This is a genomic window from Palleronia marisminoris (genome assembly GCF_900172315.1).
Taxonomy (GTDB): domain Bacteria; phylum Pseudomonadota; class Alphaproteobacteria; order Rhodobacterales; family Rhodobacteraceae; genus Palleronia; species Palleronia marisminoris.
On sequence record NZ_FWFV01000003.1, the window covers coordinates 41,124 to 66,137 of the forward strand.

Genomic DNA, 25,014 nt, shown 5'->3' on the forward strand with positions numbered 1-25,014 from the left:
GGCCCGCGCGAAGGGCGATCTACCAGTCGGGCTTGGGTATGACCGGCGCGACCGCCCCATCCTTGTCGGCCGGGCCGACGGCGCGGAACGCCCCGTCCTGCCATTGGCCGACCCACCAGAGGTCACGCAGCTGGTTGTTCTCGAGCTGCACCTCGCCGATGATCGTGTCGAAGGTGCCCGATGCCAGCTCTTCGGACAGCGCCTCCTTGTCGAGGCCGACCCGCTCGATCGCCTGCTCGAGCATCTCGAGCGAGGCGTAGGTGATTGCCGAGGCCCAGCTGTCGGGCGGCTGACCCACGAACTCGGTATGGCGTTCGAAGTAGTCCTGGATCTCGGGCGAGTCGGCGTTCACGCCACCGACGGCCATGACCCCGTCGGGCTGGCCATTGGCGATGTCGGGATAGACCGGGAAGGCCCCGCCGACGCCGACATAGAAGACCGCCGGGTTGTAGCCCATGGATTGCGCGGTCTTGGTCATGCCGAAGCTGCCCGGCGGGTACGAGAACGCCACGAAGCTGTCGGCCCCCGAGGATTGCGCTTCGCTGAGGATGGCGGCGAAGTCCGAAGTGCCCAGCGGATAGGTCTCGTCATAGACCAGCTCGAACCCGGCCTCTTCGAAAGCCGGCCGTGCTGCTTTGATCAGGTCGATGCCGAAGCCGTCCGCGACCGAGACCACGGCGACCTGGTTGTTGATCGTGCCTGCATCAAGCGCCCCCTTCAGCACGTCGACCAGCCCGCTGGCGTAGTCGTGCCCGCCGCCCAGCATCCAGAAGCTGCGATCCCACCGATCGGCGAATTGCGGCGCCATGTCCGTCACCGAGGTCGCCGCGAGCTGCGGATAGCCGAAGCGCGCGAACAGGGGTGCAGCGGCGAGGTTCGAGCCGGTGCCCCATGGCGGCAGGATCAGGTCGACCTCGTCCTGCGAGGCCAGACGCTCGATCGCGCGGACGAGGTCCTCGTTGGACGAACGGTCGTCGTATTCGATTACCTCGATCATCCGCTGCGATCCGTCGGGCATGGTCAACCCGCCGGCCTCGTTCACGTCGCGGACCCACAGCTCGTAGTTGGGGATGGTGGTGATACCGGCCCCTGTCGCGTTCGCGCCGGTGCGGGCGACGGCGTAGCCGATGGTGACCGGGTCCTCCTGCGCCGTTGCCGTACCGGCGGCGAGGGCGAGGCCCGAGGAAGCGGTCAGCGCAAGGATGCGCAGCGCGCCACGGCGCGTCATTCTGGTCATAGCAATCCTCCCAAGTTGCTCCGTCAGGCGAAGCATATCTGCCGACCGATGGACGGACCGGCCAGCGTACCGGAGACGCTATCGCGAAGCCGGGGGGCAGGAAATGCACTCCTGTGGCGATGATTTGCATTTTTGCTGGCAGTCCGACGCGACTTGCGGCACGAATGCCGCCATGCCTCCGCCCCCCTTCCGCAATGCCCCGATCCGCGTGCAGCGTATCCGCAGCCCGCTGACCCGCGCGGCCTACGCGCTTCATTCCGGGACCGCGTATTTGCTGGTGCTCTCGGCCGGCACGGTTCGGCTCGGTGCTTGGAACGAGGCGGGGATCGAGGGACCTCGGCTCTGGTGGCGCGCAGAGGCCGCGCCCACCGAGCTGCTGGCCGAGGCAGGGACGCGGGCGACGCTCCTCTCGATCCCCGACCTCGTCCTTGCGCAATCCCTTCCCGCGGCGCAGATGGGGGAGACCGTGCGCCAGGCGCTGCGTCAGGATCTTTCGCTTCCGGGCGCCGACAACGACCGCATGCTGCCCCTCATCGACGGACTCGAGGCCGAGCTTTCCGCTGGCGAACCAGGGGCCGAGGTCGCCGCACGCTACTACCTCGCGCTGGTTCTCACCCATGTCTGGCGCCGCGCGCGGACGGAGCTTCTGACCCAGGGCACCACGGCCGAGGGGCTTGCCGAACGATTCGTGCTACTGGCCACGCAACACGCCCGCCAGCACTGGACGGTCGCAGACTACGCCCGCGCGATCGGCGTCAGCCGCGACCGGCTCGGATCGGCCGTGAAAGGGGCGACCGGATTTTCCCCGCAGGCTTATCTGCACCGCCACCTCATCCGCGAAGCGTCCGAACTGCTGGTCGGGACCGGCACGCCGATCGGCACCATCGCCTTCCGCCTCGGGTTCGCCGATCCGGCCTATTTCACTCGCTTTTTCTCGCGCGCCGTCGGCGTCAGCCCGTCCCGCTTCCGAGCCGCCGCAAAGCGCCCGCCGAACACCGAAAGCTCGTATGCGGCTTGGCCGTAGTCTTACGCGAGATGCCCGGGCAGCGCATCTCCTTCTGCGGCCGACGGCTGGGTTCCCAGCATGAGCATCGGCCGTGGCGTTCCGTTCGCATCACGCGGGGAGCCTCCGCGACGGGTCAGGTCGGCAGCGCATCCGTCGCATATCCGGCGGCATGCTCTCCGACAGGAGGAATGGGAGTGATGAGATCGATCAGCACCCCGTTCGGGTCGCGAAAGATGACGTGGCGCTGGCCGAACGGCTCGTCGCGCAGGCTCTTGGCCACTGGCACGCCCATCTCGCGCAGCCGGGCCTCCTCGGCATCGACGTTCTCGACCTCGAAGTTGAGGATCAGTCCGCGCGTTTCGCCGCGACCCTCGGGCGGAATCGTCTCATGGTCGTGGCGCAGGATCGCAAGGTTCACGGTCTCGTCGAAATCCTGCTGCAAGTGGACGTACCAATCGCTTTCGAAAAGCGCGCGGAACCCGAAGTGCTTGCGGTAGAACGCGCTGGTGCCTGCGACATCGGCAGTCTGGATCACGGGATGGTACTGGGTTGCGCGCATCGCGGCGCCTCCGGGTTGAATTTTCATACAATGTGCATGTATCATAGCGCCTACATAAAGACAAGGTGTATGCAAGTGACAGCGCGAGACGAGGACGCCCCCGAAAGCGCGTCGCGGCGAACCCAGGCCGAGCGGCGCAGCGCGACGCGGGCGCAGCTCATGGACGCGGCACGCGCGCTGTTCGTCGCCAAGGGATACGCCGACACCGGCACGCCGGAGATCGTCGCGGCGGCGGGGGTGACGCGCGGCGCGCTATACCACCACTTCGCCGACAAGGCGGACCTGTTCCGCGCGGTCTGCGCCCGAGAAGCAGAGGTTGTCGGCAAGGTGATCGATGACGCGACGCGCGACCTCGACGATCCCGCGCAAGCGATAAGGGTTGGGTCGGTGGCCTATTTCGATGCCATGAGCGTGCCCGGCCGGTCCCGTCTCCTGCTGCTCGATGTACCGGCGGTGCTCGGCCGTGACGAGGCGACAGGACTCACCCTGGGCGAGGGCCGCGCGCAGTTGCGCGAAGGCCTCGCGGATGCGCTACCGGACGCCGGGGGCGGCGAGCTCGAGGCAATGACCGACATCCTGTCCGCAGCCTTCGACCGGACCGCCCTCGCCATCGCCGAGGGAGCCGACAGGAGGACCTACATCGATGCGATGCTGGGGATCGTGGAACGAGCGACGGCGCGATGAGGCGGTTTTCCGGATCGATTTCAGTGGCCGCACGATCTTGAAACCAGATCGGGACGGAGCGCCCCACCGTTCCTTCCCGGCCGGTTCCACGGTCCGTCCGTCTGCAACTGCCGGCCTAACCGCGGCGGCATCGGCGTCGCCCCGCGCTCGATCAGCCCCCGCGGCGCGCGGCCTCGATCGCGGCGACGTCGATCTTCGTCATCTCCATCATCGCCTCGAAGGCCCGCTTGGCCTCGTCTCCACCTGCGGCGAGGGCGTCCGTCAAGACCCGCGGCGTAATCTGCCAGGAGATCCCCCACTTGTCCTTGCACCACCCGCAGACGCTTTCCTGGCCGCCATTTCCGACGATGGCTGTCCAGTAGCGGTCCGTCTCGGCCTGATCCTCGGTCGAGACCTGGAACGAGAATGCCTCGCTGTGCTTGAACGCCGAGCCGCCGTTCAGCCCGATGCACGGGATACCGAGGACCGTGAAGCCGACCGTCAGCACGTCGCCCGCCTTGCCGGATGGGAAGTCGGCGGGGGCGCGGTGGACGGCGCTCACGGTGCTGTCGGGGAAGGTCTCGGCATAGAAGCGGGCGGCCGCTTCGGCGTCGCCCTCATACCAGAGGCAGATCGTGTTCTTCGGGACGGCCATTCACGTGCCTTTCGCGGTGTCGAAAAGCGGCTCGAACCCCGCCCACATCATCCGCATGCCGTCGAAGGGCATGGATGACATGTCCATGTCGCCCATCTCGGCCTCCATCGCCCTGGCGGCGGCGTCGCAGGTGGCGCGGTCGGGCCAGGCCACCCAGCTGAACATGGGGACTTCACCATCCTCGGCCTTCACCGCGCGGTAGAGGTCGGTCTTCTTGCCGCGCGGGACGTCCTCGCCCCAGCCCTCGACCATGTTGGTGGCGCCGCCCTTCTGGAACATCTTCCAGCCCTCGTCGGCCATCTCGGCATAGGCGGCCTTGTTCCCTTCGGGTACCGCCAGCAGGAAGCCCTGGTAGTAGCCGGCGCCGTTGCGGCTGCCGCCCTCGTAGACCGGCGAGAACCCCCCGTAGATCATCCGGCTGCCGTCGAAGGGCATCTCCGGCACGTCCTTCATCGCCGGGTCGTCCTGCAACTTCTGGAACGCGGTGTCCGCGGTCGACTTCTCCGGCCATTCGATCCACGAGAACACGATGGCCTCGCCGTCCTTCGCATCCACGGCTCCGTAGAAATCGGTGACCTTTCCCTTGGGGACGTCCACCCCCCATGTCTCGACCATACGGGTGGCGCCATGGGATTTGAAAAGCGGCCAGACGGCCGTGACATGTTCGACGTATTCTTCCTTGTTTGCGGCCGGGACAGCGGCCACCGAGCCCGTGAAGTAGCTCATGGGGAACACCTTGTTTTGAGATCCAAGTGGCGAATCCCACTTGCAGCCGCATCGTGTTCCGGGCAGTAGCAAAAAACAACTGAAAGTTATGCAAGCTGACCGAGCAGGCAAAGAACCCCCGCATCCGCTATGACGAAGGATGCCTCGCGGCCCATGCCCTCAACCTCGTCGGAGACCGATGGGCGCTGCTGGTCGTGCGCGAATTGATGTTCGCGCCCAAGCGGTTCCAGATGATCCGTGCGGGACTGCCGGGCGTCACGGCCAGCGTGCTGACCGGCCGACTGGCGCAGCTGGCCCAGGCCGGCGTCGTGGATCACGACGAGCGGTCGAGCATCTACGCGCTGACGGATGCGGGCCGCGGTTTGCTTCCGGTTCTCGAGGCGCTCTGCCAGTGGGCATTGATGGTACCGGGGCATGATCCGGCCCGCTTCATCAGCCCGTCGGCGCTCATGATCTCGATGGGTGTGAACCTGGTTCCTGACCTGGCGGAGGGGCGCCGCGCGCGCGCAGGTTTCGATTTCGGCGGCGAGGCGTTCGAGATGCAACTGGATAAGGGGCGGCTCCGGACCAACCCTGTCAGCGAGCCCGATGCGCCCTTCCTTCTGAAGGGAAGTGGCAATACCATGGCGGTCGCCGTCTATGGCAGCACGCCCCTGCCGATGCTGGCCGCCAAGGGGGTGGTCGGTGTCGAGGGCGACGTCGCGGCGGCGGCGGAGTTCGTTTCCCTCTTCAGGCTCGACCGGGGCAAGTGATCCGCGCGGCGGTCGAGCGCCTGCGGCAGAAGGCCGGTCCGAGCCATACCGCGACGCTCTGGGAGTAGTGCACGAAAACGCAATCCGCCGTTTGCGAATTACACACCCCGACCGTCGAAGGGCGCGTCCAGCGCGAAGAAGACGCCCTAGCGTAGCTTGCCGACCCTCTCGGCCGGCAAGCTCTTGGTATTGCTCGGGCGCTGGAAGCGAGACGTCTCGTCCCCGCCCGATCACCCGATCAGTAGGGGCTGTCTTCGAAGTAGAAGCTTTCGGCGTTCTCCTGCGTGATCAGCTCGGACGCGATGATGAAGTCGCCCGAAACCGGCAGCCCTTCGTTCATCACCGCCAGCGCCGTCAGCTCGATCGCCGTCGAGATCATTGAGGGCGGATAGGTCACGTCGACGGGCACCATGGTGTCACCCTCGGACACGCGCTGGACCATCTCCTTCATGCCGGCGCCGCCGACGACCCACATCTCGTCGGTACGGTCGGCCTGTTCGATCGCGGCAATGGCACCCACCGCCATGTCGTCATCCGAGGCCCAGACGGCGTCGATCTCGGGGTAGCGGGACAGGTAGTCCTGCATCACCGTGAAGGCGTCGTCGCGGCTCCAGTTGCCGTGCTCCATGGCGAGGATCTCGATCCCCGACCCTTCGAGCGCGCCCTGGAACGCCTCGACCCGCTCGTTGTCGATGGTGGTCGGGATGCCGCGCAGGACGACGACCTTCGCACCCTCTTCAAGGTTCTCGACGAAGTATTCGCCGGCGATGCGGCCGAAGCTTTCGTTGTCACCAGCCACGTAGAGATCCTCGATCCCCTCCTGGCTGAGGCCGCGATCCACGACCGTCACCCAGGTGCCGCTCTCGGCGATGCGCTGGATCGGACCGGTCAACGGCTCGCTTTCGAAGGGCAGCACGACAAGCGCGTCGATGTTGCGCGTGGCGACCATGTCCTCGAGATCCGAGACCTGCGTGCCGGGATCGGGGGTGGTGGTTAGCACGAAGTCCAGATCCTCGTACTGCTCTTCCAGCCGCTCGACGGTCCGCTCGGCGTGGAAGTTCAGCGCGCCCGCCCAGCCATGGGTCGCGGCGGGGATCGAGACGCCGATGGTCTCGGCCGACAGCGGCATGGCGAGGCCGACGAGGGCCGTGGTCAGTGCAAGACGTTTCATGGTTAATCCTCCCAGATGTTTACGGGTTATTCCGCGCCGCCCTTGCGTTGCAGGACGACCGCGAGAATGATGATGATGCCTTGGATGGCACCGTTGAGATACGGGCTGACCATGTCGGTCAGGTTCAGGATGTTGCCGATCAGGCTGAGGATCAGGACGCCCACGACGGTGCCCCAGACCCGGCCGAAGCCGCCCTTCAGCATCGTGCCGCCGATGATGACCGCCGCGATCGCCTCGAGCTCCCACAACAGTCCGGTCGAGGCCGAGGCCGAGCCCAGGCGCGGGACGTACATCACCACCGCGACGCCGACGAGCAGGCCCAGAAGCACGTAGGTCATGGTCTTCACGCGCTTGACGGCGACGGTCGAGTAGCGCGCGACCGTCTCGTTCGAACCGATGGCGGCACAGTGGCGGCCGAAGGCGGTGTGGCGCATGACGATCTCGCCCAGGATCGCGACGATGGCGAAGACGATGATCGGCCAGCTGATCCCGAAGATGCCGCCGTAATAGACCGGGCGGTAGAGCTCGCGCATGGCGAAATCCAGGGACAGCGTGCCCCCGTCCGCAAGCCAGGTCACGAGGCTGCGATAGATGCCCATGGTGCCGAGCGTCACGATGAACGCCTCGATCCCTGCCTTCGTCACCAGCAAGCCGTTGACTGCCCCCGCGACGAGGCCCGCCGCGAGGGCCACCAGCACCCCCACCGCGATGACGCCGTAGCCGCCGCCCATCGACGGAAGGACCGTGTTCATCACCAGGATCGCCAGCCCTGCGATGAAGGCTGCCATCGAGCCGACCGACAGGTCGAGGCCCCCGGCCGTGATGACGAAGGTCATGCCGACCGCGATGATGCCGATGAAGGCCGAGCGGGCGAGGACGTTGGTGATGTTGCCGTAGCTGAGGAAGTTGGGGTTCAGCAGGATCCCGATCACGATCAGCGCGACCAGCGCCAGGATCGGCCCCAGCACGGTCAGGTCGATCTTCATGCCGCCTGTGCGGTTCGTGGTCGCGGTGCTCATGCCGCATCCTCCCTTGCGACCGACAGGCCCGTGGCCAGCCGGATGACGTTCTGTTCCGTGACCTCGTCGCCCTCGAGCTCGCCGGTGATCTTGCCGCCATGCATCACGTAGACGCGGTCGGCGAGGCCGATGAGTTCGGGCATCTCGGACGAGATGACGATGATCGAGAGGCCATCGCCGGCGAGGCGGTGGATCAGTTCGTAGATCTGCTGCTTGGTGCCGATGTCGATGCCGCGTGTCGGCTCGTCGATGACGACCACATCAGGATCGGCCAGCATCACCTTGGCCAGCAACAGTTTCTGCTGATTCCCGCCCGACAGGTTGCCGACCTTCATGTCCCGTTGCGGGGCGCGGATGTCGTAATCCTCGATGGCCTTGGTCAGGGCCGCGTCCTCGGCCTTGCGGTCGATCAGGGGCTTGGCGAAGCGGTGCAACACGCCCAGCGTCAGGTTCTCGCGCAGCGTCTTTTCCAGCAGCAGCCCGGCGCCCTTGCGATCCTCGGTCAGATAGACGAAGCCGCGCTTTCGTGCCTCGGCCACATCGCCCGCGGGCAGGGTCTCGCCCTTCAGCCGCACCTCGCCCGACCGGTTGCGCAGGCCCACCAGCGCCTCGACCAACTCGGTCCGACCTGCGCCGACAAGGCCGCCAATCCCGAGGATCTCGCCCTTGCGTAGGGTCACCGACGCACCCTCGACCGCGCGTCCGGAGGTGACGTTCGATGCTTCCAGCACCACCTCTCCGCCGCCCTTTCGCTTGGGCGGGAACAGATCGGACACCTCGCGGCCGACCATTGCGGCGGCCATCGAATCCTCGGTGAAGTCGGCCACCGGACCATGCGCGACCACCTCGCCGTCGCGCAAGACAGTCACGCGGTCGGCGATCTCCATGATCTCGTCAAGCTTGTGCGAGGTGAAGAGGATCGCTGCCCCCTCCTCGCGCAGGCGGCGGACCTGCTTGAACAGCACCTTCGCCTCGGAGCCGGTCAGCACCGCCGTCGGCTCGTCCATGATCAGGACGCGCAGGTTGCGCGACAGGGCCTTGGCGATCTCGACCATCTGCTTGTCAGGCACCGAGATCGACGAGACGCGCCGCGTCGGCGCCACGCGGCATTCCAGCGACTGCATCAGCTCGGCGGTCTTCGCCTGCATCTTCTTGTGGTCGAGGAAAAACCGCCCCGTCATCTCGCGCCCGAGGAAGATGTTTTCCTCGACGGTCAGGTGCTCGGCCAGGTTGAACTCTTGATGGATCATCACGATCCCCCGCGCCTCGGCGTCGTCCGAGGACGCGAAGCGCACGGGTTCGCCATCGACGCGCACGGCACCGTCCGTCGCCGACAGGTAGCCGGCGAGGATCTTCATCATCGTCGACTTGCCGGCGCCGTTCTCGCCGATCAGCGCGTGGACCTCGCCGGGGCGGAGGTCGAAATCCACCCCGTGCAAGACCTCGATCGGGCCGAAGCTCTTCGAGACGGAATCGAGCGCGAGCGCGGGAGTCAAATGTCCAGCTCCGTCCAGGCCGCGTCGTTTTCCGAGGATTGCACGCAGGCCGCGACGAAGGCCACGCCCTCGACCCCGTCCACCACGTCGGGCAGAAGCCCCCGGTCCCCGCCGCGGATCGCGCGGGCGGCGTCATTGTAAAGGGTCGCGAAGGCTTCGAGATACCCCTCGGGATGACCGGCGGGGATACGTGCGCCCGCGCCGCTCGTGCCCGGGCCACCGCGCGTCAGGCGGCGCGTCGGCTCGTTCAAGGGCGTGTAGTGCAGCGCGTTCGGGTCCTCCTGGAACCACTGAAGGCCGCCCTTCTCACCGAAGACCCGCAGGCGCAGTCCATTCTCGTGACCCGGCGCAACCTGGCTGCACCAGAGCATTCCCTTGGCCCCGCCCTCGAAGCGCAGCATCACGTGGGCGTTGTCGTCCAAGCGCCGTCCCGGCACGAATGCCGACAGATCGGCGGCCAACCGGTCGAGCTTCAGCCCCGTGACGAACCGCGCGAGGTGGAAGGCGTGGGTGCCGATATCGCCCGTCGCCCCCCCTGCCCCGGCGCGCTCGGGATCGGCGCGCCACTCGGCCTGCTTCACGCCCTGCTCTTCGACGGCCTCGGCCATCCAGTCCTGCGGATATTCGACCTGCACCACCCGGATCGCACCCAGATCGCCCCGCGCGACCATCTCGCGCGCCTCGCGGACCAGCGGATAGCCCGAGTAGTTATGTGTCAGGATGAACAGCGCGCCAGAACCTTGAGCGACCTCGCGCAGCGCCTTCGCCTCGTCCAGCGTTGCCGAAAGCGGCTTGTCGCAGATGACGTGGATGCCCAGTTCGAGGAACGCCTTGGCCACGGGGACGTGCAGGTGGTTCGGCGTGCAGATGGAGACCGCCTCGATCCCGTCGTCGCGGGCGGCCTCGGCGCGGGCCATCTCGGCCCAGTCGGAATAGGTCCGGTCGGGTGCGATGCCGACGGCGGCGGCGCTTTCCTCGGCCCGTTCGGGCGTCGAGGACAAGGCCCCGGCGACCAGCACGAACTGCCCGTCGATGCGCGACGCGATGCGGTGGACGTCGCCGATGAAGGCGCCGACGCCGCCGCCGACCTGGCCCAGGCGGATGGGAATGTGCCGTTCCATGCTCAGAGCCCCAGCAGCTTGCGGTTCGTTGCGTCGCCCGATCCGCCCCCGGCGAAATCGTCGAAGGCGCGGTCGGTCACGCGGATGATGTGGTCGCGGGTGAAGGCTGCCCCTTCACGGGCACCGTCCTCCGGATGTTTCAGCGCGCATTCCCACTCGACCACGGCCCAGCCGTCGAACCCGTGCGACGTCAGCTTCGAGAACACCGCGCCGAAATCGACCTGTCCGTCGCCGGGGCTGCGGAAGCGGCCCACGCGGTCCACCCAGCCCTGGTAGCCGCCATAGACGCCTTGCCGGCCATTGGGGCGGAACTCGGCATCCTTGACGTGGAACATCGAGATCCGCTCGGCATAGATGTCGATATGGTCGAGGTAATCGAGGCCCTGCAGCACGAAATGCGAGGGGTCATAGAGCAGCCGCGCCCGGGGATGCTGGTCCACCCGGTCGAGGAACATCTCGTAGCTGATCCCGTCATGGAGGTCTTCGCCCGGATGCAGCTCGAAGCAGACGTCGACGCCCTTCTCCTCGGCATGGTCGAAGATCGGGCGCCAGCGGCGGGCGAGTTCGTCGAAGGCGGTCTCGATCAGCCCGGCAGGGCGTTGCGGCCACGGATAGACGAAGGGCCAGGCCAGAGCGCCCGAGAAGGCGGCGATCTTGGTCAGGCCGAGGTTGGCCGAGGCGTCGATCGTCTTGCGCATCTGGTCCACGGCCCACTCGGTGCGGGCGTCGGGCTTGCCGCGGATCGCCTCGGGGACGAACCCGTCGAAGGCCGCGTCATAGGCCGGGTTCACCGCGACGAGCTGGCCCTGCATGTGGGCCGCCAGCTCGGTGATCTCGACGCCCGCCTCGCCGGCCTTGCCCTTCAGCTCGTCCGCATAGTCGCGCGAGGTCGCCGCGCGGTCGAGATCCATCAGCCGCGCCTCGATCGTGGGGACCTGAACGCCGGCATAGCCGCACTCGGCCGCCCATGCGGTCAGCCCCTCGAAACTGTTGAACGGTGCCGTGTCACCGACGAATTGCGCAAGAAAAAGGCCGGGGCCCTTGATGGTCTTCATGTATCCTCCCCTCGACCATGGCGCATGCTCCACCCGCGCCATGTAATCGGTTTCATACCAGTCTGCACAGGATGAAAACCTTTACAAGCCCCCCCGGCTCTGCTTTCCGGATCATGTCATCAGGGAGATCGGACCCAGTGAGACAAGAGCGCGCTGCGCGGATCAAGGACGTCGCCCGGATCGCGGGAGTCTCGACCGCGACGGTCAGCCGCACGCTGTCGAATCCCGATATCGTCTCCGAGGAAACCCGCCGCTCCGTTCTCGCCGCGGTCAAGGCGACGCGCTATTCCGCCAATGTCGCGGCGCGCAACCTGCGGCGCCAGCAGGCCGGTGGTGTGCTGGCGCTGGCCCCGAACCTGGCCAACCCGTTCTTTTCCGAGATCCTCGCCGGCATGTCCGAGGCGCTGGCCGAGCGAAGATTGAACCTGATCGTCGCCGACACCCAGTTCGGCGGCTCGTCGCAACTGGTCCAGTACGCCGACCGCTCGCGCGCGGATGGTCTGCTGATCCTCGACAGCCGGCTCGATCCTGCGCTGTTCGCCGGCGCCCAATGTCCACCCATCGTGCAGGTCTGCGAAGAGATCGAGGGACTGCAATCGCCCCGGGTCGTCGCCGACAACGCGGGCGGTGCCGCCGCCGCCGTCGCGCATCTGGTCGAGCTTGGGCATACCCGGATCGCCCGCCTTGCCGGTCCGCCCGACAACAGCCTGACCCGCTGGCGTGACGCCGGGTTTCGCCGTGGGATGGACGCAGCCGGCCTCTCCGGGCGCGGCGACTGGCACCTGACCGGCGATTTCTCGATGGAATCGGGCCGCACCGCCGCCGCCCGCCTGCTCGCCCTGCCCGACCGCCCCAGCGCCATCGTCTGCGACAATGACGAGATGGCCTGCGGCCTTATGAGCGCGCTGATCCGCAGCGGCATCGACATCCCCGGCGACATCGCGGTGGCGGGGTTCGACGATATCGAACTGTCCCGCCACCTCACGCCGACCCTCACGACCGTCCACCAGCCCCGCCGGCGGATCGGGCGCGAGGCGGTCCGTCAGCTTTTGCTGGCGATCGACGGCGCCGATGTCGCGGAACGCACCGTGATCCCCTGTACCCTCGTCCCCCGGCAAAGCACGCTGGGGCGGGAGGCTCTTTCCGATCAGGCTGCGTCGTAGCTGCTGAAGACCTCGGCGCTGCCGTCCTTCAGGACGAGGAACACGTCATAGGCCTCGCGCTCGTCCTCGGGGCCCATGCCGGGGCTGCCGTAGGGCATCCCGGGCACCGCAAGGCCCACGGCATCCGGACGCTCGGCGAGCAGGCGGCGGATGTCGGCGGGCGGCACATGGCCTTCGATCATGTAGCCCTCGATCTGCCCGGTATGGCACGAGTGCATGTCCTGCGGGATGCCGCTGTCCAGCTTGTGCTGGATCAGGGCAGTGCCGAAGCTGTTCTCGGTGGTCACCTCGAAGCCCTCGGCCTTCAGGATCTCGACCCAACCGGTGCAGCACCCGCAGTTCCGGTCCTTCAGCACGTGGATCCCGGGCGCGGTTGCGGCCGCGAGCGGCGTCGTCGCGGCGAGGGCGGCCGCACAGGCGAGCAGGTGGCGGCGGGTCATGTCGGTCATGGTGGACTCCTCGTGTCGATCTCGGACTTATGTAGCGGCTGCGGCCGTCTCAACGCGCCGGGGCATTTTGGCGCGGCCTTCCCGCCCCGGCCGGAAACCCAGCAGGCGCAGAGCGTTGAGCGTGACCAGCACCGTCGCGCCCGTGTCGGCGAGGATCGCGATCCACAACCCGGTGATCCCGAAGATGGTGGTCACGAGGAACACTCCCTTGAGGCCCAGCGCGATCGCGACGTTCTGCCGGATATTCGCCATCGTGGCCCGGGCAAGGCGGATCTTGCCCGGCACGTCACCCACGCGGTTCCGCAGGATCGCAGCATGAGCGGTCTCCAGCGCCACGTCGGTGCCCGATCCCATCGCCACGCCCACATCCGCCACGGCGAGCGCCGGCGCGTCGTTGATCCCGTCACCGACGACCATCACCTGTGCCCCGCGCCCAAGCTTCTGAACCTCGCTCACCTTGTCCGCCGGCAGCAGCCCCGCCCGATACTCGATGTCGAGGCCCCCGGCGATCGCCGCGGCCGCGCGCGCGTTGTCGCCGGTGAGCATGATCGGAGTGATGCCCATGCCGCGCAACTGTCGCACGGCGTCCGCCGCATCGGCCCGCGGCTCGTCCCGCAGGGCGATCAGGCCGAGCGGCGCGGCCTCGCGCCAGACGATCACGACCGTCTTGCCTTCCCTCTCGAGCGCCTCGACCTGCGCGCGGTCGCGGTCGCTGAGAACCCCGGCCTCTTCCGCAAGTCGAGGCGAGCCCACGGTGACGACGGCGCCATCTATCACCCCTTCGGCGCCCTTGCCCGGGATGGCGCGGGCCGAGGTCGCGGCCGGCACGGTCACGCCGTCTTCCTCGGCGCGTGCGAGGATGGCCTTGCCCAGCGGGTGGCTTGCCCCGGCCTCGACCCCCGCCGCCAGTGCCAGCACCTCGGCCCCGGCGGAGGGCACCACATCCGTCACGCGCGGGCGGCCGTGGGTCAGCGTTCCGGTCTTGTCGAAGGCGACATGCGTGATCCGGGCCGCCGCCTCGATCACCGCGCCGCCCTTCATCAGAAACCCGTTCCGCGCGCCCGCCGACAGCGCCGAGGCGATGGCGGCCGGTACCGAGATCACCAGCGCGCAGGGGCAACCGATGAGCAGCAGGGCGAGCGCGCGATAGGTCCACTCGCCCCAGGCCTGCCCGAAGCCGAGCGGTGGCACGATGGCGACCAGCAGCGCGGCCCCCACCACGGCCGGCATGTAGACCCGGCTGAACCGGTCGATGAACCGCTCGGTCGGCGCACGCGCAGTTTCGGCCTCTTCCACAAGGCGGACGATGCGCGCGATGGTGTTGTCCTCGGCCCGCTTCGTGACGCGCACGCGCAGTGCGGCCTCGGCGTTGATCGAGCCGGCGAAAACCTCCGCCCCCGGCTCTTTCAGGCTGGGAACGCTTTCGCCGGTCACGGGGCTTTCGTCGACGCCCGAGATTCCATCGATCACCTCTCCGTCGGCCGGAACGCGGTCGCCCGGGCGGACCAGCACGACCTGCCCGATCCGCAGGCTGTCGGCCGGAACTTCCCGCGTACGGCCGCCCGACTCGAGCAGCGCCGTCTTCGGCACCAGCCGGGCCAGCGCCCGGATGCCGTCGCGCGCCTTGCTGGACGCAAGTCCCTCGAGCATCTCGCCCACGGCAAAAAGGAAGACCACCAGCGCCGCCTCTTCCGCCGCGCCGATGAAAAGGGCCCCTCCGGCGGCGATGGTCATCAGCATCTCGATGGTGAAGGGCATCCCCGCGCGTGCCATTGCCAAGGCGCGCCGCGCGACGGGGAACAGGCCGATCAGCGTCGCCAAAATAAACGCCCATTGCGCGACCTGTTCCGAGAAGACCAGGTGCACCGCCCAGGCCGCCGCCAGCAATGCGCCGGTCCCGAGCAGAAGCCGCCCCTTCGACGTCGCGTGCCACGCAGGCGGCGTCACCTCTTCCGCGGGACGGGGCGCCGGTTCGGCCGGAAAGGCGCCGTCCGGCAGCACGAAGCCGCCCTTCGGCTTCTCGGGCGCGGCACCCTTGGCGGAGATGCCGAAGCCGATGGCCCGCACCGCGGTCTCGACCCGATCGGTCGAGGTGCGGCTTTCGTCGAGCGTCAGCCGCAGGCGCTCGGCCATGAGCGCCACCTCGACACCCTCGACCCCCGGCAACCGCTCGACCGCGCCGCGCACCTTGCCCGCGCAGGCCCCGCAATCCATGCCCGTCACGCGCCACTCGATCTGCCTTGATCCGCCGTCCGCCAAATTCGCTCTCCTGTCGACTCACCTGCGACTGTCGAGGGACAGAGATAGGACCTCTACCAGCTGTAGGTTCAAGCCCCTCGCGAGCCACCGGCTTCTTGTCGGGCGACGTTGCCTATCCTACAGTCACTGTAGACAAGGAGAGCCCCATGCTATCCATCGGCACGCTCGCGAAGCGGACCGGCACGAAGGTGCAGACGATCCGCTACTACGAACAGATCGGCCTCATGCCCGAGCCCGGGCGCACCGAGGGCGGCCAGCGCCGCTATGGCGAGGCCGGGTTGGACCGGCTGGCCTTCATCCGACACGCGCGGCAGCTCGGGTTTTCGCTGGAAGCGATCCGGGAACTGCTGGAGCTGTCCGACAGCCCCGAACGCTCCTGCGCCGAGGTGGACGCGGTGGCCCAGAGGCAGTTGCGCGAGGTCGAGGCGCGGATCACGCGGCTCGAGGCGCTGAGGGCCGAACTCCGCCGGATGGTCGCCGAGTGCGACCGCGACCGCGTGGCGGATTGCCGCGTCCTTGAAGTGCTGCGCGACCATGAGGAGTGCCTGACCGATCACGGCAAGGCCACGTCGTGATCCCGGCCGGCCTGCTCTACCCGCTCGCCGCGCTGGCCGAGATCGCCGGCTGCTTCGCCGTCTGGCGTGGTGGCGCGGTGCCTCGCTGTTCTGGCTGGTGCCGGGCACCTATAACTGCGTAGCGATCCCGCTGGCCGTGGCGGGCTTCGTGACGCCGCTAATGGCCGCGCTCGCGATGTCGGGCTCGTCGAACGTCGTCGTCACCAACTCGATCCGGCCCGCGCGCCGGGCTCGTCCCGCACCAGCAACGCAGGAGGGCTTCGCATGAGCGTCCTCGCCCTCTTGATTCCCACCAGCATCATCCCGGGGCTGATCGGCCTAAGCGCCTTCCTGTGGAGCATGCGCGACGGCCAGTATGAGGATCTCGACGGCTCGGCCGAGCGTGTCCTGCTGGACGAGGAGGACCGGCCCCTTCCCTCCCGTACCGACGAGTCGGACGAGCGCTAGTCGGGGCGGAAGAACACGCGCTCTCCGCGGCTGACGCGAATGGCGCGGTAGGCGTGCCAGGTGGCGTGGCCCAGCAAGGGGAAGATCACGATCAGCCCCAGCAGCCCCGTCAGAAGCGACACCGCGAACAGCGCGACGACGATGGCGCCCCACATGATCATGACGCCCAGATTGTTCCACACCAGCACAAGCCAGAAGGCTGCATACCACTCGGCCTCGGCGTATTCCTTCGACTGGTGTTGCCCATCAGGTAGCCGCTGACCGCGATCAGCACGGAGAGTTGGTAGCCCAGCAGCGCGAATTATGATCTGAACTGCCCCGCCAGCCGCGCCCGGCCGGTATGCTGCATGACGTGGAACGACGTGGCGATCAGGGCCGTGCCGCCGAAGCCGAAGATCACGCCGGGCGTGTGCGCGGGGCGCAAGCGCCCGAAACTCGCCCAGGGCGCGTCGAAGGTCGGGTCCGGCCAGGCCAGAGGGTAGGCCACCCAGAGGCCGAAGAGCATTCGGACGAGCGTCCAGACCATGGCAAGGATGATCCCGACCTTGATCGGGTCGTCGTAGTATTCGTCGTAGATATCCGGCGAGGGCTCGGGCTCGTCCAGCTTCGACAGCACCGGAAAGAACAGGAGCGCGCAGAATCCGAGGACGAGGAAGCCGTGCACTACGAATGCATCACCCGTCCCGGCCACGGCCTTCGCGAGCTCCACGAGCCGATGAACAGGACAACGAGGGCCGACTGACGCTCGCCCTGGGTTAGATTCGCGATCATTCTCAACTCCTGAACGTAGTCTCAGAGGAACGATTCCCGATCATCGCACGGCCGTGAACAGCGCAGCAGTCGACTTTCAGGCGACGAAGTCCGTGGTGTCCGAACCCTTCGCGGGGCGGCGAAACAGCCGGTATCGCGCATGTTTCAAAGCAGCCCCGGTTACCGATCTGTCACGAAATCGAAGCGGGCCCGTCACGGGCTGCGACTACGCGTCGCCGCGGGATAATTCGCTAGAGGGACAAGCGACATGATGAAGACCGCGACGACAACGATCGCATTCACCCTGACCGCAACGACGGTCATGGCGCAAACCGATATCAGCTGGTGGCACGGCATGGGCGGCCGCAACGGCGAGGTGATCAACGAGATCTCCCAGCAGTTCAACGACGCTCAGCAGGATTGCAAGCTGACGCCCGTCTCGCGCGGCACCTACGAAGAGGCCCTGTCCTCGGGCATCGCCGCCTTCCGTTCGGGCGAGCAGCCGAACATCCTGCAGGTGTTCGACGCCGGTGCCGCGACGATCATCGCCGCCGAGGGCGCGACGATCCCCGCCGAGGACCTGATCACCGGCGCGGGCGAAGAGTTCGACCGTGACGCCTTTATCGCCGGCGTGCGCAACTTCTACGCCGACAGCGACGGCAAGTTCATCGGCATGCCGTTCAATTCGTCGGCGCCGATCCTCTACTACAACGAGGCCGCGCTGGAAGAAGCCGGCGTCGAGCCGCCGAAGACCTGGGAAGAGTTCGAGGAAGCCGCCCCCGCCCTGAAAGAGGCCGGCTACCTGCCGATGACCGCCTCGCAGCTGACCTGGATGATGGTCGAGAACTTCAAGTCGCGGAACAACCAGCAATTCGCGACGAACAACAACGGCTACGACAGCGTCGAAGGCACCGAGATCATCGTCAACGACGAGAACCAGGTGATGATGTTCGAGAAGCTGAAAGCATGGGCTGATGACGGGCTCTATGGCTTCTACGGCGCCGGCTGGGCCGACAACCTCAAGCCTTTCGAGGAAGGCGAGGCCGCGATGTGGATCGGCTCGTCCGGGTCCTTCGGCGGGTTGCAGCAATCGGCCGATTTCGACTTCTCGGCCGTCCACATGCCCTACTGGGACGCAATCGAAGGCGCCGGCACCCAAAGCTTCATCGGCGGTGCGGCCCTGTTCGCGATGTCGGGCAAGTCGGACGAGGAAAACGCCTGCACGGCGCAGTTCTTCACCTTCCTGACCTCGCCGGAAACGCAGGTCTACTACCACAAGAACACCGGCTACGTGCCCGTCACCGAAGCCGCGTACGAGCTGGCCAAGAGCCAGGGCTACTATGACGAGCAGCCGGTCGCCGAAGTCGGCATCCAGCAGCTGATGCTGGACGGCGGCGAATGGTCCAAGGGCTACCGCATGGGCTTCTACCCCCAGATCCGCACCGTGATGGAGCGCGAGTTCAACCGCATCTTCTCGAACGAGGTCGAGGTGCAGGACGCCTTCGACACGATCCAGACCGAGGGCAACGCGCTTCTGGCGCGCTTCGCCAAGACCTCGAGCTGAGCGACACGCTCTGAACGACGGGCGGGTCCGGGCAACAGCCCGGGCCTGCCTTCTCCATTGGGGCCTTCCAAATGACCGACATGACCGTCCGCACTAGGTCCGCAGACCGCGCGCTTCTGCTGCGCCTGCGCGCCTGGTACTCCGCCGAGACGCCGAACCCCGCCAAGCGCGTGCAGTTCGACCGCCCGCTGACGCCGTGGCTTTTCCTGATGCCGCAACTCGCGGTGGTGGTGATCTTCTTCTACTGGCCCTCGGTCCAGGCCGTGACCTCGTCCTTCTACATCGAGGATCCGTTCGGCTTCGGCGCGACCTTCGTCGGGATGGAGAACTACACCGGCGCCGTTACCTCCAGCCAGTACGCCGGCACGGCCGCCTTCACCGCGTTCTTCTGCATCGTGGTGACGGCGCTGTCGCTGGGGCTGGGGCTGCTGCTGGCCGTGAAGGCCGACAAGGTGATCCGAGGCGCATCCAGCTACAAGACGGCGCTGATCTCGGTCTACGCGATCGCGCCGCCGGTGGCCGGGCTGATCGGCATGATGTTCTTCGACATGCACATGGGCCCGATCAAGGACCTGGCGGCGTTCTTCGGCCATGACCTGCGGGTCGGCATCGACTACTGGGACACCGCCGGCGCGCTGGTCACGATCTCGGTCTGGAAGCAGATCCCCTACAATTTCATCTTCTTCCTGTCGGGGCTGCAGGCCGTCCCGGTTTCGGTCCGCGAGGCCGCGCTGATCGACGCGCGCTCAGGGTGGAGGCGCTTTCGCGACGTAACCCTGCCGCTGCTTGCACCAACCGCGTTCTTCCTGCTGGTGATCAACATCACCTACGCGATGTTCGACACCTTCCCGATCTTCGACGTGGTGCTGAAGGACAAGCCCGCCAACAACCCGATGACGCTGGTCTACAAGGTCTATCTCGACGGGTTCAAAGGCAACGACATCGGAGGGTCCTCCGCGCAGTCGGTGATCCTGATGGTCGTCGTCGCGGCGCTGACCGTGATGCAGTTCCGGTTCCTCGAACGCCGCGTCCATTACGGGTGACATGATGCAGAAGGTAAAACCCCTCGACCACCTGATCCTGATCCTCGGCACACTGTTCCTGATGGCGCCGGTGGTGATGGCGCTGATGTCTTCGACCCACGACCCGGTCGATATCCATTCCAACGGGCTTTACTTCACGCCCGGCAGCAACGGGGCTGCGACTTACGGCAAGGTGCTGACACACAAGGGCGGCTTCACCGGCGACGTCACCGGCATGACCATGCTGATGAATTCCATGATCATGGGGATCGGTTTTGCGGTCGGAAAGGTCGTGCTGTCGATGATGGCAGCCTATGCGCTGGTCTATTTCCGCTTCCGGTTCGCCACGCTGCTTTTCTGGATGATCTTCACGACGCTGCTGCTGCCGCTGGAGGTGCGGATCATGCCGTCCTACCAGGTCATGTCGAAGCTGGGCCTCCTGAACAGCTATACCGGGCTGATCGTGCCCCTGCTGGCATCGGCCACGGGGACGTTCTTCTTCAGGCAGTTCTTCCGCTCGGTCCCCGACGAGATGCTGGAGGCCGCCCGGATCGACGGGGCGGGGCCGTTCAAGTTCTTCATCGACATCCTGGTGCCGCTGTCGCGGACGATGATGGCGGCGATCTTCATCATCATGTTCATCTACGGCTGGAACCAGTATCTCTGGCCGCTGCTTATGACGACGGACGAGAGCTTCTACACTCTCATGCGCGGCATCAAGTCGATCCTGCAGGTGTGGATCGGCAGCCAGATCCCCGATTACAACGAAGCCTTCGCCCTTGCCGTGCTGGCGATGATCCCGCCCGTCGCGGTGGTGGTGATCTTCCAGCGCATGTTCATCAAGGGCCTGACGGAAAGCGACAAGTAATGGCACATCTCTCCCTTAGAGGCGTCGGCAAGACCTATGCGGGCGGCACCTCCGCCGCCGTGTCGGGCATCGACATCGAGATCGCGGATGGCGAGTTCATCGTCCTCGTCGGACCATCGGGCTGCGGCAAGTCCACGCTTCTGCGCATGGTCGCGGGGCTGGAAACGATCAGCACCGGCGAGGTCCGCATCGGCGACCGGGTGGTCAACCAGCTCGACCCGGCCGAGCGCGACATCGCGATGGTGTTCCAGAACTACGCGCTCTACCCGCACATGAGCGTGCGGGACAACATGGCGTACGGGCTGAAGAACCGCGGACAGTCCAAGGCCGTCATCGCCGAGCGCGTGGCCGAGGCGGCGCGGATGCTGGAACTGGGGCCATATCTCGACCGCAAGCCGCGCGCCCTGTCCGGCGGCCAGCGCCAACGTGTGGCCATGGGCCGCGCCATCGTCCGCCAGCCCGCCGCGTTCCTGTTCGACGAGCCGCTGTCGAACCTCGACGCCAAGCTGCGCGTGTCGATGCGGATGGAGATCCGCAAGCTGCAGAAGCGCCTCGGGACAACGTCGCTTTACGTGACCCACGACCAGCTCGAGGCGATGACGCTGGCCGACCGGCTGGTGGTGCTGAACGGCGGCCGGGTCGAACAGATCGGCGCGCCGCTCGAGATCTACCGCAAACCCGCCTCGACCTTCGTCGCCTCGTTCATCGGCGCGCCGGCGATGAGCCTGCTCGACGCGCATGTCGAGGGTGGCGCGATTACGCTCGAAGATCACGCCCTCGCCCGGATCGGCAACCCGGCCGGCCCGGTCATCCTGGGCCTGCGCGCCGAGGACATCCGCATCGCCGATCACGGTATTCCCATGGCCGTCGAGCATGTCGAAGAGCTGGGCGCGCAGCGTATCGTCCATGGCACCATCGGCGGCCAACCCCTCGCGGTGATCGACACGGGCGAAGCCGCGGTGCAGGATGCGGTTCTCGTGTCCATCGACCCCGACCGGCTGCACCTCTTCGATACCGCGACCGGTCGGCGGATCGAGAAGCACCTGCATCCCACGCCGGAGCCTGCCCTGTGATCCGCGACACCACCCCTGCCCTGCCGATCCCCGGCCCCAAGGACCTCGCCCTGCACGACCTGCCGCGCGATATCGCCACCCATGACGCCCACATGGCGAGCGTTCCGGGGATGAACCTGATCGAGGTCGGCGGGCACGGCGCCACGCCGCTGCCCCTGCCGATCACGGTCGGCGCCTGGAACTTGGAGCGCTGCCTGTTCCCTGAAGCCTCGGCGCGTCAGATGGCTGACTGCGATGTCCTGTTGGTCTCCGAGATGGACTACGGCATGGCCCGGACCGGCCAGCGCAACACGACCCGCGACATGGCCGAGGCGCTCGGCACGGGCTACGCCTACGCGGCGGAGTTCCTGGAACTCGGCCTCGGCTCGCCGGTCGAGCGCGAGTTCTGCACCGACGAATTCAACGCCCGCGGCTACCACGGCAACGGGCTGATGGCGAAGACCGCGCTGCAGTCGCCCTTCGCCGTCAGGCTCTGGGGCAAGCGGCAGTGGTTTTCGGATGCCGAGCAGCCGCGACTGGGCGAGCGGATCGCCCTGGGCGCGACCATCCAGACCGAGGCGGGTCCGATCATGATGATCTCCACCCACCTCGAAAGCGCCTGCGGACCGGATCATCGCGAGGCGCAGGTTGCGGGCCTGCTGGAGGTGATCGACCGCGAGTTCCCCGGCCTGCCCTGCCTCATCGGCGGCGACCTCAACACCGGGAACCACAACGACGGCGATTGGCGGGCCGAGGGCCTGTTCGACGCGGCCCGCGCGGCGGACTTCACGGCCCATGGCGGACCCGAGGACCAGCCGACCACCCGCCCCAGCCTCATCACCCGCTGGCCCGAGCGCGCGATGAAGCTCGACTGGTTCCTGACCCGCGGCCTTCGGCTGGGCGAGACCGGGATCCGCCCGTCGCTGGACGAGACCGGCCGACCGCTTTCCGACCATGATGCCATCGTGACCACGGTTCTGGAGCTGCTGCCGGCCGCGCGCGGGGATTGAACGGGGCGGTCGGACCGACCACCTGTGACCTTCACCTCGCCCGGTAAAGGCATGACCGACATCTCTTTTCGCGAACAGATCGCCGGCCTCGGCGCCGTTGCACTCGCGCGCCGCCTGATCGGCGCGGCGCTTCTGGTCCGCGGCGCGGGCGGCATCGTCATCGAGACCGAGGCCTACGCGCAGGACGACCCCGCCTCCCACAGCTTTCGCGGCCCGACCAGGCGAAACGCCTCGATGTTCGGCCCGGCGGGGCACGCCTATGTCTACCGCTCCTACGGCATCCACCTCTGCCTCAACGTGGTCGCGCGACCGGGCGAGGCGGTGCTGATCCGTGCCATCGCGCCACAGACAGGCGTGGACCTCATGCGGGCTCGGCGCGGAAATGCTTTGCTCTGCAGCGGCCCCGGGCGATTGGCCCAAGCCCTGGATCTGCGCGCCGAAGACGACGGGGCGCCCTTCGACGGGACCGACTTCGCCCTCATCCTTCCGACCACGGCGCCCGAGCTTCTCGAGGGGCCTCGCATCGGCATCAGCAAGGCGCAGGACCTGCCCTGGCGCTTCGGCCTTGCCGGAGCGAGCGGCCTCAGCCGGCCGTTCCCGCGGATCCTGTCGTGAGGCCGACAGGAAAGTCTTGCGCCAACCCGATGCCGCGGCCATTCAGTCTGTCGTGAGCCATTCATCAGATCCGATACCAGCACCCTTGGCGACCCTCGGCTGGTCGCCGTTCTTCCGCGACCAGCTCGATCCCGAAGAGGCGTCCCTTGCGCCGATGCGCATCGCGACCGTGCACCGCACGCGGATGACGGCCGAGTCCACCTCTGGCCCCGTGCGGCTGAGCCTGCCCGCCCAGCTCACCACGACGGATTTCGCGGTCGGAGATTGGGTCCTGGTGGATTCTGCAACGCACATGCTCGAACGCCGGCTCGACCGGAAGTCCCTGCTTCAGCGACGGACCGAGCCCGGACGGCCCGCGCAACCGATCGCGGCGAACGTGGACACGCTGTTCATCGTCACCTCCTGCAATGACGACTTCAACCCGGCGCGGCTCGAGCGGTACCTGGCCCTCGCCAACGAGGCCGAGACGACCCCGGTGATCGTCCTGACCAAGGTCGATCAGACCGACGATGCCGAGCGTTACCGGTCGGAAGCGGCCGTCCTTCAACAGGATCTGGGCGTCGTCATGCTGAACGCGAAGGCCCCAGAGGCAGCGCGGATACTGGCGCCCTGGTGCGGCCCCGGGCAGACCGTCGCGCTTGTGGGCTCGTCCGGGGTGGGCAAGTCCACGCTGCTGAACACCCTGTCCGGCAAGTCATCCGAAGACGCCCAGGCGACCGGGCCCATCCGCGAAAGCGACGCCAAGGGTCGCCACACGACCACGTCCCGCTCGCTCCACGCGATCGAGGGGGGTGGGTGGGTCATCGACACGCCGGGGATGCGATCCCTGCATGTCAGCGACGTGGCGGAGGGTCTCGACATGCTGTTCGCCGAGATCGTCGAGTTGGCGCCCGAGTGCCGCTTCCGCGATTGCACCCACGCCCACGAGCCCGGCTGCGCGGTGCAGGCCGCGATCGCCGCCGGAACGCTCGACCCGGCTCGCCTGGATCGTTGGCGCAAGCTGTCGGACGAGAACCGCGCCAACACCCCCGTTCAGACCGGGTCCCGGAACAACAAGGTCACGAAGGGCCCCGGAAAGCGACGCTGAGGAAGGCGCGCACCAGCCCGTCAGGGTGGAGTCGAGGGTCTTCGATCTTGCGATCGAAGAAGGACAAGCAGAGGTCTCCCTGGCTTCGAGCCGCTGCAGGCTGGCCTGCTCTGCCCGCGACGATGTCCAACGCAACCGACCCGGTGCTTGCGCACCGGGCCGAGCATGCTCTCGTCCGAAAGAAGTCGTTCCGGTTCAGAGCGTTTGCGCCATGCGCTCCATCCACTCGCGGTGGCGCGTCTCGTCGGCGAAGGCTTTCTCGAAGAAGGCCTTGGATTTCGGGACCGCTCCCTCGTGGCGCGCGGCACGCTCGTAGGCCTGAACGGTATCGTCCTCGTTCGTCTTCATCGCCTTCAGGATCGCGGCGTCGCCCATCAGGTCGGCCATGGCGATCTTGCCGGTGGTCAGCATCTGCTTCATGTCGCCTTCGGCGGGCGCATCCGCACCGGCCTCGCGCGCCATCTCGTTCAGCACGTCGAGGTGCTGCAGGTGATCATCCCGAAATTCGGCGATCTGCTGGCTCAGCGCCTGGTCCGACAGCCGCTTGGCCGTCTCTTCGTAGGCGGCGATCGCGTCCCGCTCGAGATAGATGAGGTTGGTGACGAGGTCGTTGAAGTTGGATTCGTTTCCGACGGTGGTAGCCATGTTTCGCTCCCTTCATTGCTGGAGGATCACCGCGCGCAAGCACGGCGG

General features: G+C 67.1%; 28 protein-coding genes and 1 pseudogene. 15 read left to right on the plus strand and 14 right to left on the minus strand.

Annotated features, from left to right (window positions below; translation table 11 throughout):
* Window positions 1-19: 19 nt before the first annotated feature.
* Window positions 20-1,237, minus strand: a complete 1,218-nt coding sequence (locus tag PAM7066_RS06475) for an amino acid ABC transporter substrate-binding protein (RefSeq protein WP_085853344.1) — start codon at window positions 1,235-1,237, stop codon at window positions 20-22.
* Window positions 1,238-1,409: 172 nt separating this feature from the next.
* On the opposite strand from PAM7066_RS06475, the gene PAM7066_RS06480 reads away from it, so the two are divergent.
* Window positions 1,410-2,261, plus strand: coding sequence for a helix-turn-helix domain-containing protein (locus PAM7066_RS06480; RefSeq protein WP_175484582.1), 852 nt, complete (start codon window positions 1,410-1,412; stop codon window positions 2,259-2,261).
* Between the two features lie 115 nt (window positions 2,262-2,376).
* On the opposite strand, the gene PAM7066_RS06485 is transcribed toward PAM7066_RS06480, so the two are convergent.
* Complete coding sequence (locus tag PAM7066_RS06485; protein ID WP_085853346.1) at window positions 2,377-2,802, minus strand: VOC family protein; 426 nt, start codon at window positions 2,800-2,802, stop codon at window positions 2,377-2,379.
* A gap of 75 nt (window positions 2,803-2,877) precedes the next feature.
* Here PAM7066_RS06485 and PAM7066_RS06490 point away from each other — a divergent pair, with 75 nt between their 5' ends.
* The gene (locus PAM7066_RS06490; RefSeq protein ID WP_245749610.1) at window positions 2,878-3,486 is read left to right on the plus strand and encodes a TetR/AcrR family transcriptional regulator; all 609 of its coding nucleotides are present in this window, start codon (window positions 2,878-2,880) and stop codon (window positions 3,484-3,486) included.
* 151 nt (window positions 3,487-3,637) lie between these two features.
* Here PAM7066_RS06490 and PAM7066_RS06495 read toward each other — a convergent pair whose 3' ends face one another.
* Both PAM7066_RS06495 and PAM7066_RS06500 read right to left on the minus strand, forming a co-directional pair.
* A complete protein-coding gene (locus tag PAM7066_RS06495) occupies window positions 3,638-4,120 on the minus strand; it encodes a VOC family protein (RefSeq protein WP_085853348.1) in 483 nt (160 codons plus the stop codon).
* Window positions 4,121-4,846: a DUF1428 domain-containing protein gene (locus PAM7066_RS06500; RefSeq protein WP_085853349.1), complete on the minus strand. Its 726-nt coding sequence runs from the start codon at window positions 4,844-4,846 to the stop codon at window positions 4,121-4,123.
* A 122-nt stretch (window positions 4,847-4,968) separates the two neighbouring features.
* Here PAM7066_RS06500 and PAM7066_RS06505 point away from each other — a divergent pair, with 122 nt between their 5' ends.
* On the plus strand, window positions 4,969-5,598 hold the full coding sequence (locus PAM7066_RS06505; RefSeq protein ID WP_306456064.1) for a winged helix-turn-helix transcriptional regulator: 630 nt from the start codon (window positions 4,969-4,971) through the stop codon (window positions 5,596-5,598).
* Window positions 5,599-5,836: 238 nt separating this feature from the next.
* Here PAM7066_RS06505 and PAM7066_RS06510 read toward each other — a convergent pair whose 3' ends face one another.
* Genes PAM7066_RS06510 through PAM7066_RS06530 form a run of 5 tightly spaced genes read right to left on the minus strand, consistent with a single transcriptional unit; the run spans window position 5,837 to window position 11,460 of the window.
* Window positions 5,837-6,769, minus strand: a complete 933-nt coding sequence (locus PAM7066_RS06510; protein WP_085853351.1) for an ABC transporter substrate-binding protein — start codon at window positions 6,767-6,769, stop codon at window positions 5,837-5,839.
* A gap of 26 nt (window positions 6,770-6,795) precedes the next feature.
* The gene (locus PAM7066_RS06515; RefSeq protein ID WP_085853352.1) at window positions 6,796-7,788 is read right to left on the minus strand and encodes an ABC transporter permease; all 993 of its coding nucleotides are present in this window, start codon (window positions 7,786-7,788) and stop codon (window positions 6,796-6,798) included.
* On the minus strand, window positions 7,785-9,284 hold the full coding sequence (locus tag PAM7066_RS06520; protein ID WP_085853353.1) for a sugar ABC transporter ATP-binding protein: 1,500 nt from the start codon (window positions 9,282-9,284) through the stop codon (window positions 7,785-7,787). The genes PAM7066_RS06515 and PAM7066_RS06520 overlap by 4 nt, the downstream gene beginning before the upstream one ends.
* Window positions 9,281-10,405, minus strand: coding sequence for a Gfo/Idh/MocA family protein (locus PAM7066_RS06525; protein ID WP_085853354.1), 1,125 nt, complete (start codon window positions 10,403-10,405; stop codon window positions 9,281-9,283). The genes PAM7066_RS06520 and PAM7066_RS06525 overlap by 4 nt, the downstream gene beginning before the upstream one ends.
* Window positions 10,406-10,407: 2 nt before the next feature.
* Window positions 10,408-11,460 carry a sugar phosphate isomerase/epimerase family protein gene (locus PAM7066_RS06530; protein WP_085853355.1) on the minus strand — a complete coding sequence of 351 codons (1,053 nt, stop codon included), beginning with the start codon at window positions 11,458-11,460 and terminating at the stop codon, window positions 10,408-10,410.
* 137 nt (window positions 11,461-11,597) lie between these two features.
* Here PAM7066_RS06530 and PAM7066_RS06535 point away from each other — a divergent pair, with 137 nt between their 5' ends.
* Entirely contained in the window at window positions 11,598-12,623 is a 1,026-nt protein-coding gene (locus PAM7066_RS06535; RefSeq protein WP_245749611.1) for a LacI family DNA-binding transcriptional regulator, read from the plus strand.
* Here the strand turns inward: PAM7066_RS06535 and PAM7066_RS06540 are convergent.
* A complete protein-coding gene (locus PAM7066_RS06540) occupies window positions 12,608-13,072 on the minus strand; it encodes a DUF411 domain-containing protein (RefSeq protein WP_085853357.1) in 465 nt (154 codons plus the stop codon). The two genes, PAM7066_RS06535 and PAM7066_RS06540, sit on opposite strands and share 16 nt — an antisense overlap.
* Before the next feature lie 27 nt (window positions 13,073-13,099).
* Window positions 13,100-15,331: a heavy metal translocating P-type ATPase gene (locus PAM7066_RS06545; RefSeq protein WP_442416690.1), complete on the minus strand. Its 2,232-nt coding sequence runs from the start codon at window positions 15,329-15,331 to the stop codon at window positions 13,100-13,102.
* A 146-nt stretch (window positions 15,332-15,477) separates the two neighbouring features.
* Here PAM7066_RS06545 and PAM7066_RS06550 point away from each other — a divergent pair, with 146 nt between their 5' ends.
* The 4 genes and pseudogenes from PAM7066_RS06550 to ccoS all read left to right on the plus strand — a co-directional run bounded on the left by PAM7066_RS06550 (window position 15,478) and on the right by ccoS (window position 16,353).
* On the plus strand, window positions 15,478-15,906 hold the full coding sequence (locus tag PAM7066_RS06550) for a MerR family transcriptional regulator (protein WP_085853358.1): 429 nt from the start codon (window positions 15,478-15,480) through the stop codon (window positions 15,904-15,906).
* Window positions 15,906-16,019, plus strand: a pseudogene (locus PAM7066_RS19695) (YnfA family protein); the annotation flags it as partial. The gene PAM7066_RS06550 and the pseudogene PAM7066_RS19695, both read left to right, overlap by 1 nt.
* Window positions 16,004-16,174 carry a hypothetical protein gene (locus PAM7066_RS18880; protein ID WP_175484580.1) on the plus strand — a complete coding sequence of 57 codons (171 nt, stop codon included), beginning with the start codon at window positions 16,004-16,006 and terminating at the stop codon, window positions 16,172-16,174. The pseudogene PAM7066_RS19695 and the gene PAM7066_RS18880, both read left to right, overlap by 16 nt.
* On the plus strand, window positions 16,171-16,353 hold the full coding sequence (ccoS, locus tag PAM7066_RS06555) for a cbb3-type cytochrome oxidase assembly protein CcoS (RefSeq protein WP_085853359.1): 183 nt from the start codon (window positions 16,171-16,173) through the stop codon (window positions 16,351-16,353). Before PAM7066_RS18880 ends, ccoS begins: the two co-directional genes overlap by 4 nt.
* Here the strand turns inward: ccoS and PAM7066_RS19145 are convergent.
* Window positions 16,350-16,535, minus strand: a complete 186-nt coding sequence (locus PAM7066_RS19145; RefSeq protein ID WP_217808384.1) for a hypothetical protein — start codon at window positions 16,533-16,535, stop codon at window positions 16,350-16,352. The genes ccoS and PAM7066_RS19145 overlap by 4 nt on opposite strands.
* Window positions 16,536-16,654: 119 nt before the next feature.
* A complete protein-coding gene (locus PAM7066_RS19150) occupies window positions 16,655-17,044 on the minus strand; it encodes a cbb3-type cytochrome c oxidase subunit I (RefSeq protein WP_217639929.1) in 390 nt (129 codons plus the stop codon).
* A gap of 327 nt (window positions 17,045-17,371) precedes the next feature.
* On the opposite strand from PAM7066_RS19150, the gene PAM7066_RS06570 reads away from it, so the two are divergent.
* From PAM7066_RS06570 to rsgA, 7 genes are all read left to right on the plus strand, one after another.
* Window positions 17,372-18,667, plus strand: a complete 1,296-nt coding sequence (locus PAM7066_RS06570; RefSeq protein WP_085853361.1) for an extracellular solute-binding protein — start codon at window positions 17,372-17,374, stop codon at window positions 18,665-18,667.
* A 71-nt stretch (window positions 18,668-18,738) separates the two neighbouring features.
* Complete coding sequence (locus PAM7066_RS06575; protein ID WP_085853362.1) at window positions 18,739-19,710, plus strand: ABC transporter permease subunit; 972 nt, start codon at window positions 18,739-18,741, stop codon at window positions 19,708-19,710.
* 4 nt (window positions 19,711-19,714) lie between these two features.
* Window positions 19,715-20,557, plus strand: coding sequence for an ABC transporter permease subunit (locus PAM7066_RS06580; RefSeq protein ID WP_085853617.1), 843 nt, complete (start codon window positions 19,715-19,717; stop codon window positions 20,555-20,557).
* Window positions 20,557-21,630 (plus strand): sn-glycerol-3-phosphate import ATP-binding protein UgpC, encoded by a 1,074-nt coding sequence (locus PAM7066_RS06585; protein WP_085853363.1) that lies wholly within the window; start codon window positions 20,557-20,559, stop codon window positions 21,628-21,630. The genes PAM7066_RS06580 and PAM7066_RS06585 overlap by 1 nt, the downstream gene beginning before the upstream one ends.
* Window positions 21,627-22,619: an endonuclease/exonuclease/phosphatase family protein gene (locus PAM7066_RS06590; RefSeq protein ID WP_085853364.1), complete on the plus strand. Its 993-nt coding sequence runs from the start codon at window positions 21,627-21,629 to the stop codon at window positions 22,617-22,619. Before PAM7066_RS06585 ends, PAM7066_RS06590 begins: the two co-directional genes overlap by 4 nt.
* A 51-nt stretch (window positions 22,620-22,670) precedes the next feature.
* Window positions 22,671-23,234, plus strand: a complete 564-nt coding sequence (locus PAM7066_RS06595; protein ID WP_085853365.1) for a DNA-3-methyladenine glycosylase — start codon at window positions 22,671-22,673, stop codon at window positions 23,232-23,234.
* A gap of 52 nt (window positions 23,235-23,286) precedes the next feature.
* Complete coding sequence (gene rsgA / locus PAM7066_RS06600; RefSeq protein ID WP_245749612.1) at window positions 23,287-24,321, plus strand: ribosome small subunit-dependent GTPase A; 1,035 nt, start codon at window positions 23,287-23,289, stop codon at window positions 24,319-24,321.
* A gap of 195 nt (window positions 24,322-24,516) precedes the next feature.
* Here rsgA and PAM7066_RS06605 read toward each other — a convergent pair whose 3' ends face one another.
* Entirely contained in the window at window positions 24,517-24,966 is a 450-nt protein-coding gene (locus tag PAM7066_RS06605) for a DUF2383 domain-containing protein (RefSeq protein WP_085853367.1), read from the minus strand.
* Window positions 24,967-25,014 lie beyond the last annotated feature (48 nt).

What these genes read in the sequence shown, in the direction of transcription:
- PAM7066_RS06495 (WP_085853348.1), bottom strand. Translation starts at nt 4,120, where the DNA reads ATGGCCGTCCCGAAGAACACGATCTGCCTCTGGTATGAGGGCGACGCC.
- PAM7066_RS06500 (WP_085853349.1), bottom strand. Translation starts at nt 4,846, where the DNA reads ATGAGCTACTTCACGGGCTCGGTGGCCGCTGTCCCGGCCGCAAACAAG.
- PAM7066_RS06550 (WP_085853358.1), top strand. Translation starts at nt 15,478, where the DNA reads ATGCTATCCATCGGCACGCTCGCGAAGCGGACCGGCACGAAGGTGCAG.
- PAM7066_RS06575 (WP_085853362.1), top strand. Translation starts at nt 18,739, where the DNA reads ATGACCGACATGACCGTCCGCACTAGGTCCGCAGACCGCGCGCTTCTG.
- PAM7066_RS06530 (WP_085853355.1), bottom strand. Translation starts at nt 11,460, where the DNA reads ATGAAGACCATCAAGGGCCCCGGCCTTTTTCTTGCGCAATTCGTCGGT.
- PAM7066_RS06580 (WP_085853617.1), top strand. Translation starts at nt 19,715, where the DNA reads ATGCAGAAGGTAAAACCCCTCGACCACCTGATCCTGATCCTCGGCACA.
- PAM7066_RS06570 (WP_085853361.1), top strand. Translation starts at nt 17,372, where the DNA reads ATGATGAAGACCGCGACGACAACGATCGCATTCACCCTGACCGCAACG.
- PAM7066_RS06540 (WP_085853357.1), bottom strand. Translation starts at nt 13,072, where the DNA reads ATGACCGACATGACCCGCCGCCACCTGCTCGCCTGTGCGGCCGCCCTC.
- PAM7066_RS06605 (WP_085853367.1), bottom strand. Translation starts at nt 24,966, where the DNA reads ATGGCTACCACCGTCGGAAACGAATCCAACTTCAACGACCTCGTCACC.
- PAM7066_RS06515 (WP_085853352.1), bottom strand. Translation starts at nt 7,788, where the DNA reads ATGAGCACCGCGACCACGAACCGCACAGGCGGCATGAAGATCGACCTG.
- PAM7066_RS06585 (WP_085853363.1), top strand. Translation starts at nt 20,557, where the DNA reads ATGGCACATCTCTCCCTTAGAGGCGTCGGCAAGACCTATGCGGGCGGC.
- PAM7066_RS06475 (WP_085853344.1), bottom strand. Translation starts at nt 1,237, where the DNA reads ATGACCAGAATGACGCGCCGTGGCGCGCTGCGCATCCTTGCGCTGACC.
- ccoS (WP_085853359.1), top strand. Translation starts at nt 16,171, where the DNA reads ATGAGCGTCCTCGCCCTCTTGATTCCCACCAGCATCATCCCGGGGCTG.
- PAM7066_RS06525 (WP_085853354.1), bottom strand. Translation starts at nt 10,405, where the DNA reads ATGGAACGGCACATTCCCATCCGCCTGGGCCAGGTCGGCGGCGGCGTC.
- PAM7066_RS06595 (WP_085853365.1), top strand. Translation starts at nt 22,671, where the DNA reads ATGACCGACATCTCTTTTCGCGAACAGATCGCCGGCCTCGGCGCCGTT.
- PAM7066_RS06510 (WP_085853351.1), bottom strand. Translation starts at nt 6,769, where the DNA reads ATGAAACGTCTTGCACTGACCACGGCCCTCGTCGGCCTCGCCATGCCG.
- PAM7066_RS06485 (WP_085853346.1), bottom strand. Translation starts at nt 2,802, where the DNA reads ATGCGCGCAACCCAGTACCATCCCGTGATCCAGACTGCCGATGTCGCA.
- PAM7066_RS06480 (WP_175484582.1), top strand. Translation starts at nt 1,410, where the DNA reads ATGCCTCCGCCCCCCTTCCGCAATGCCCCGATCCGCGTGCAGCGTATC.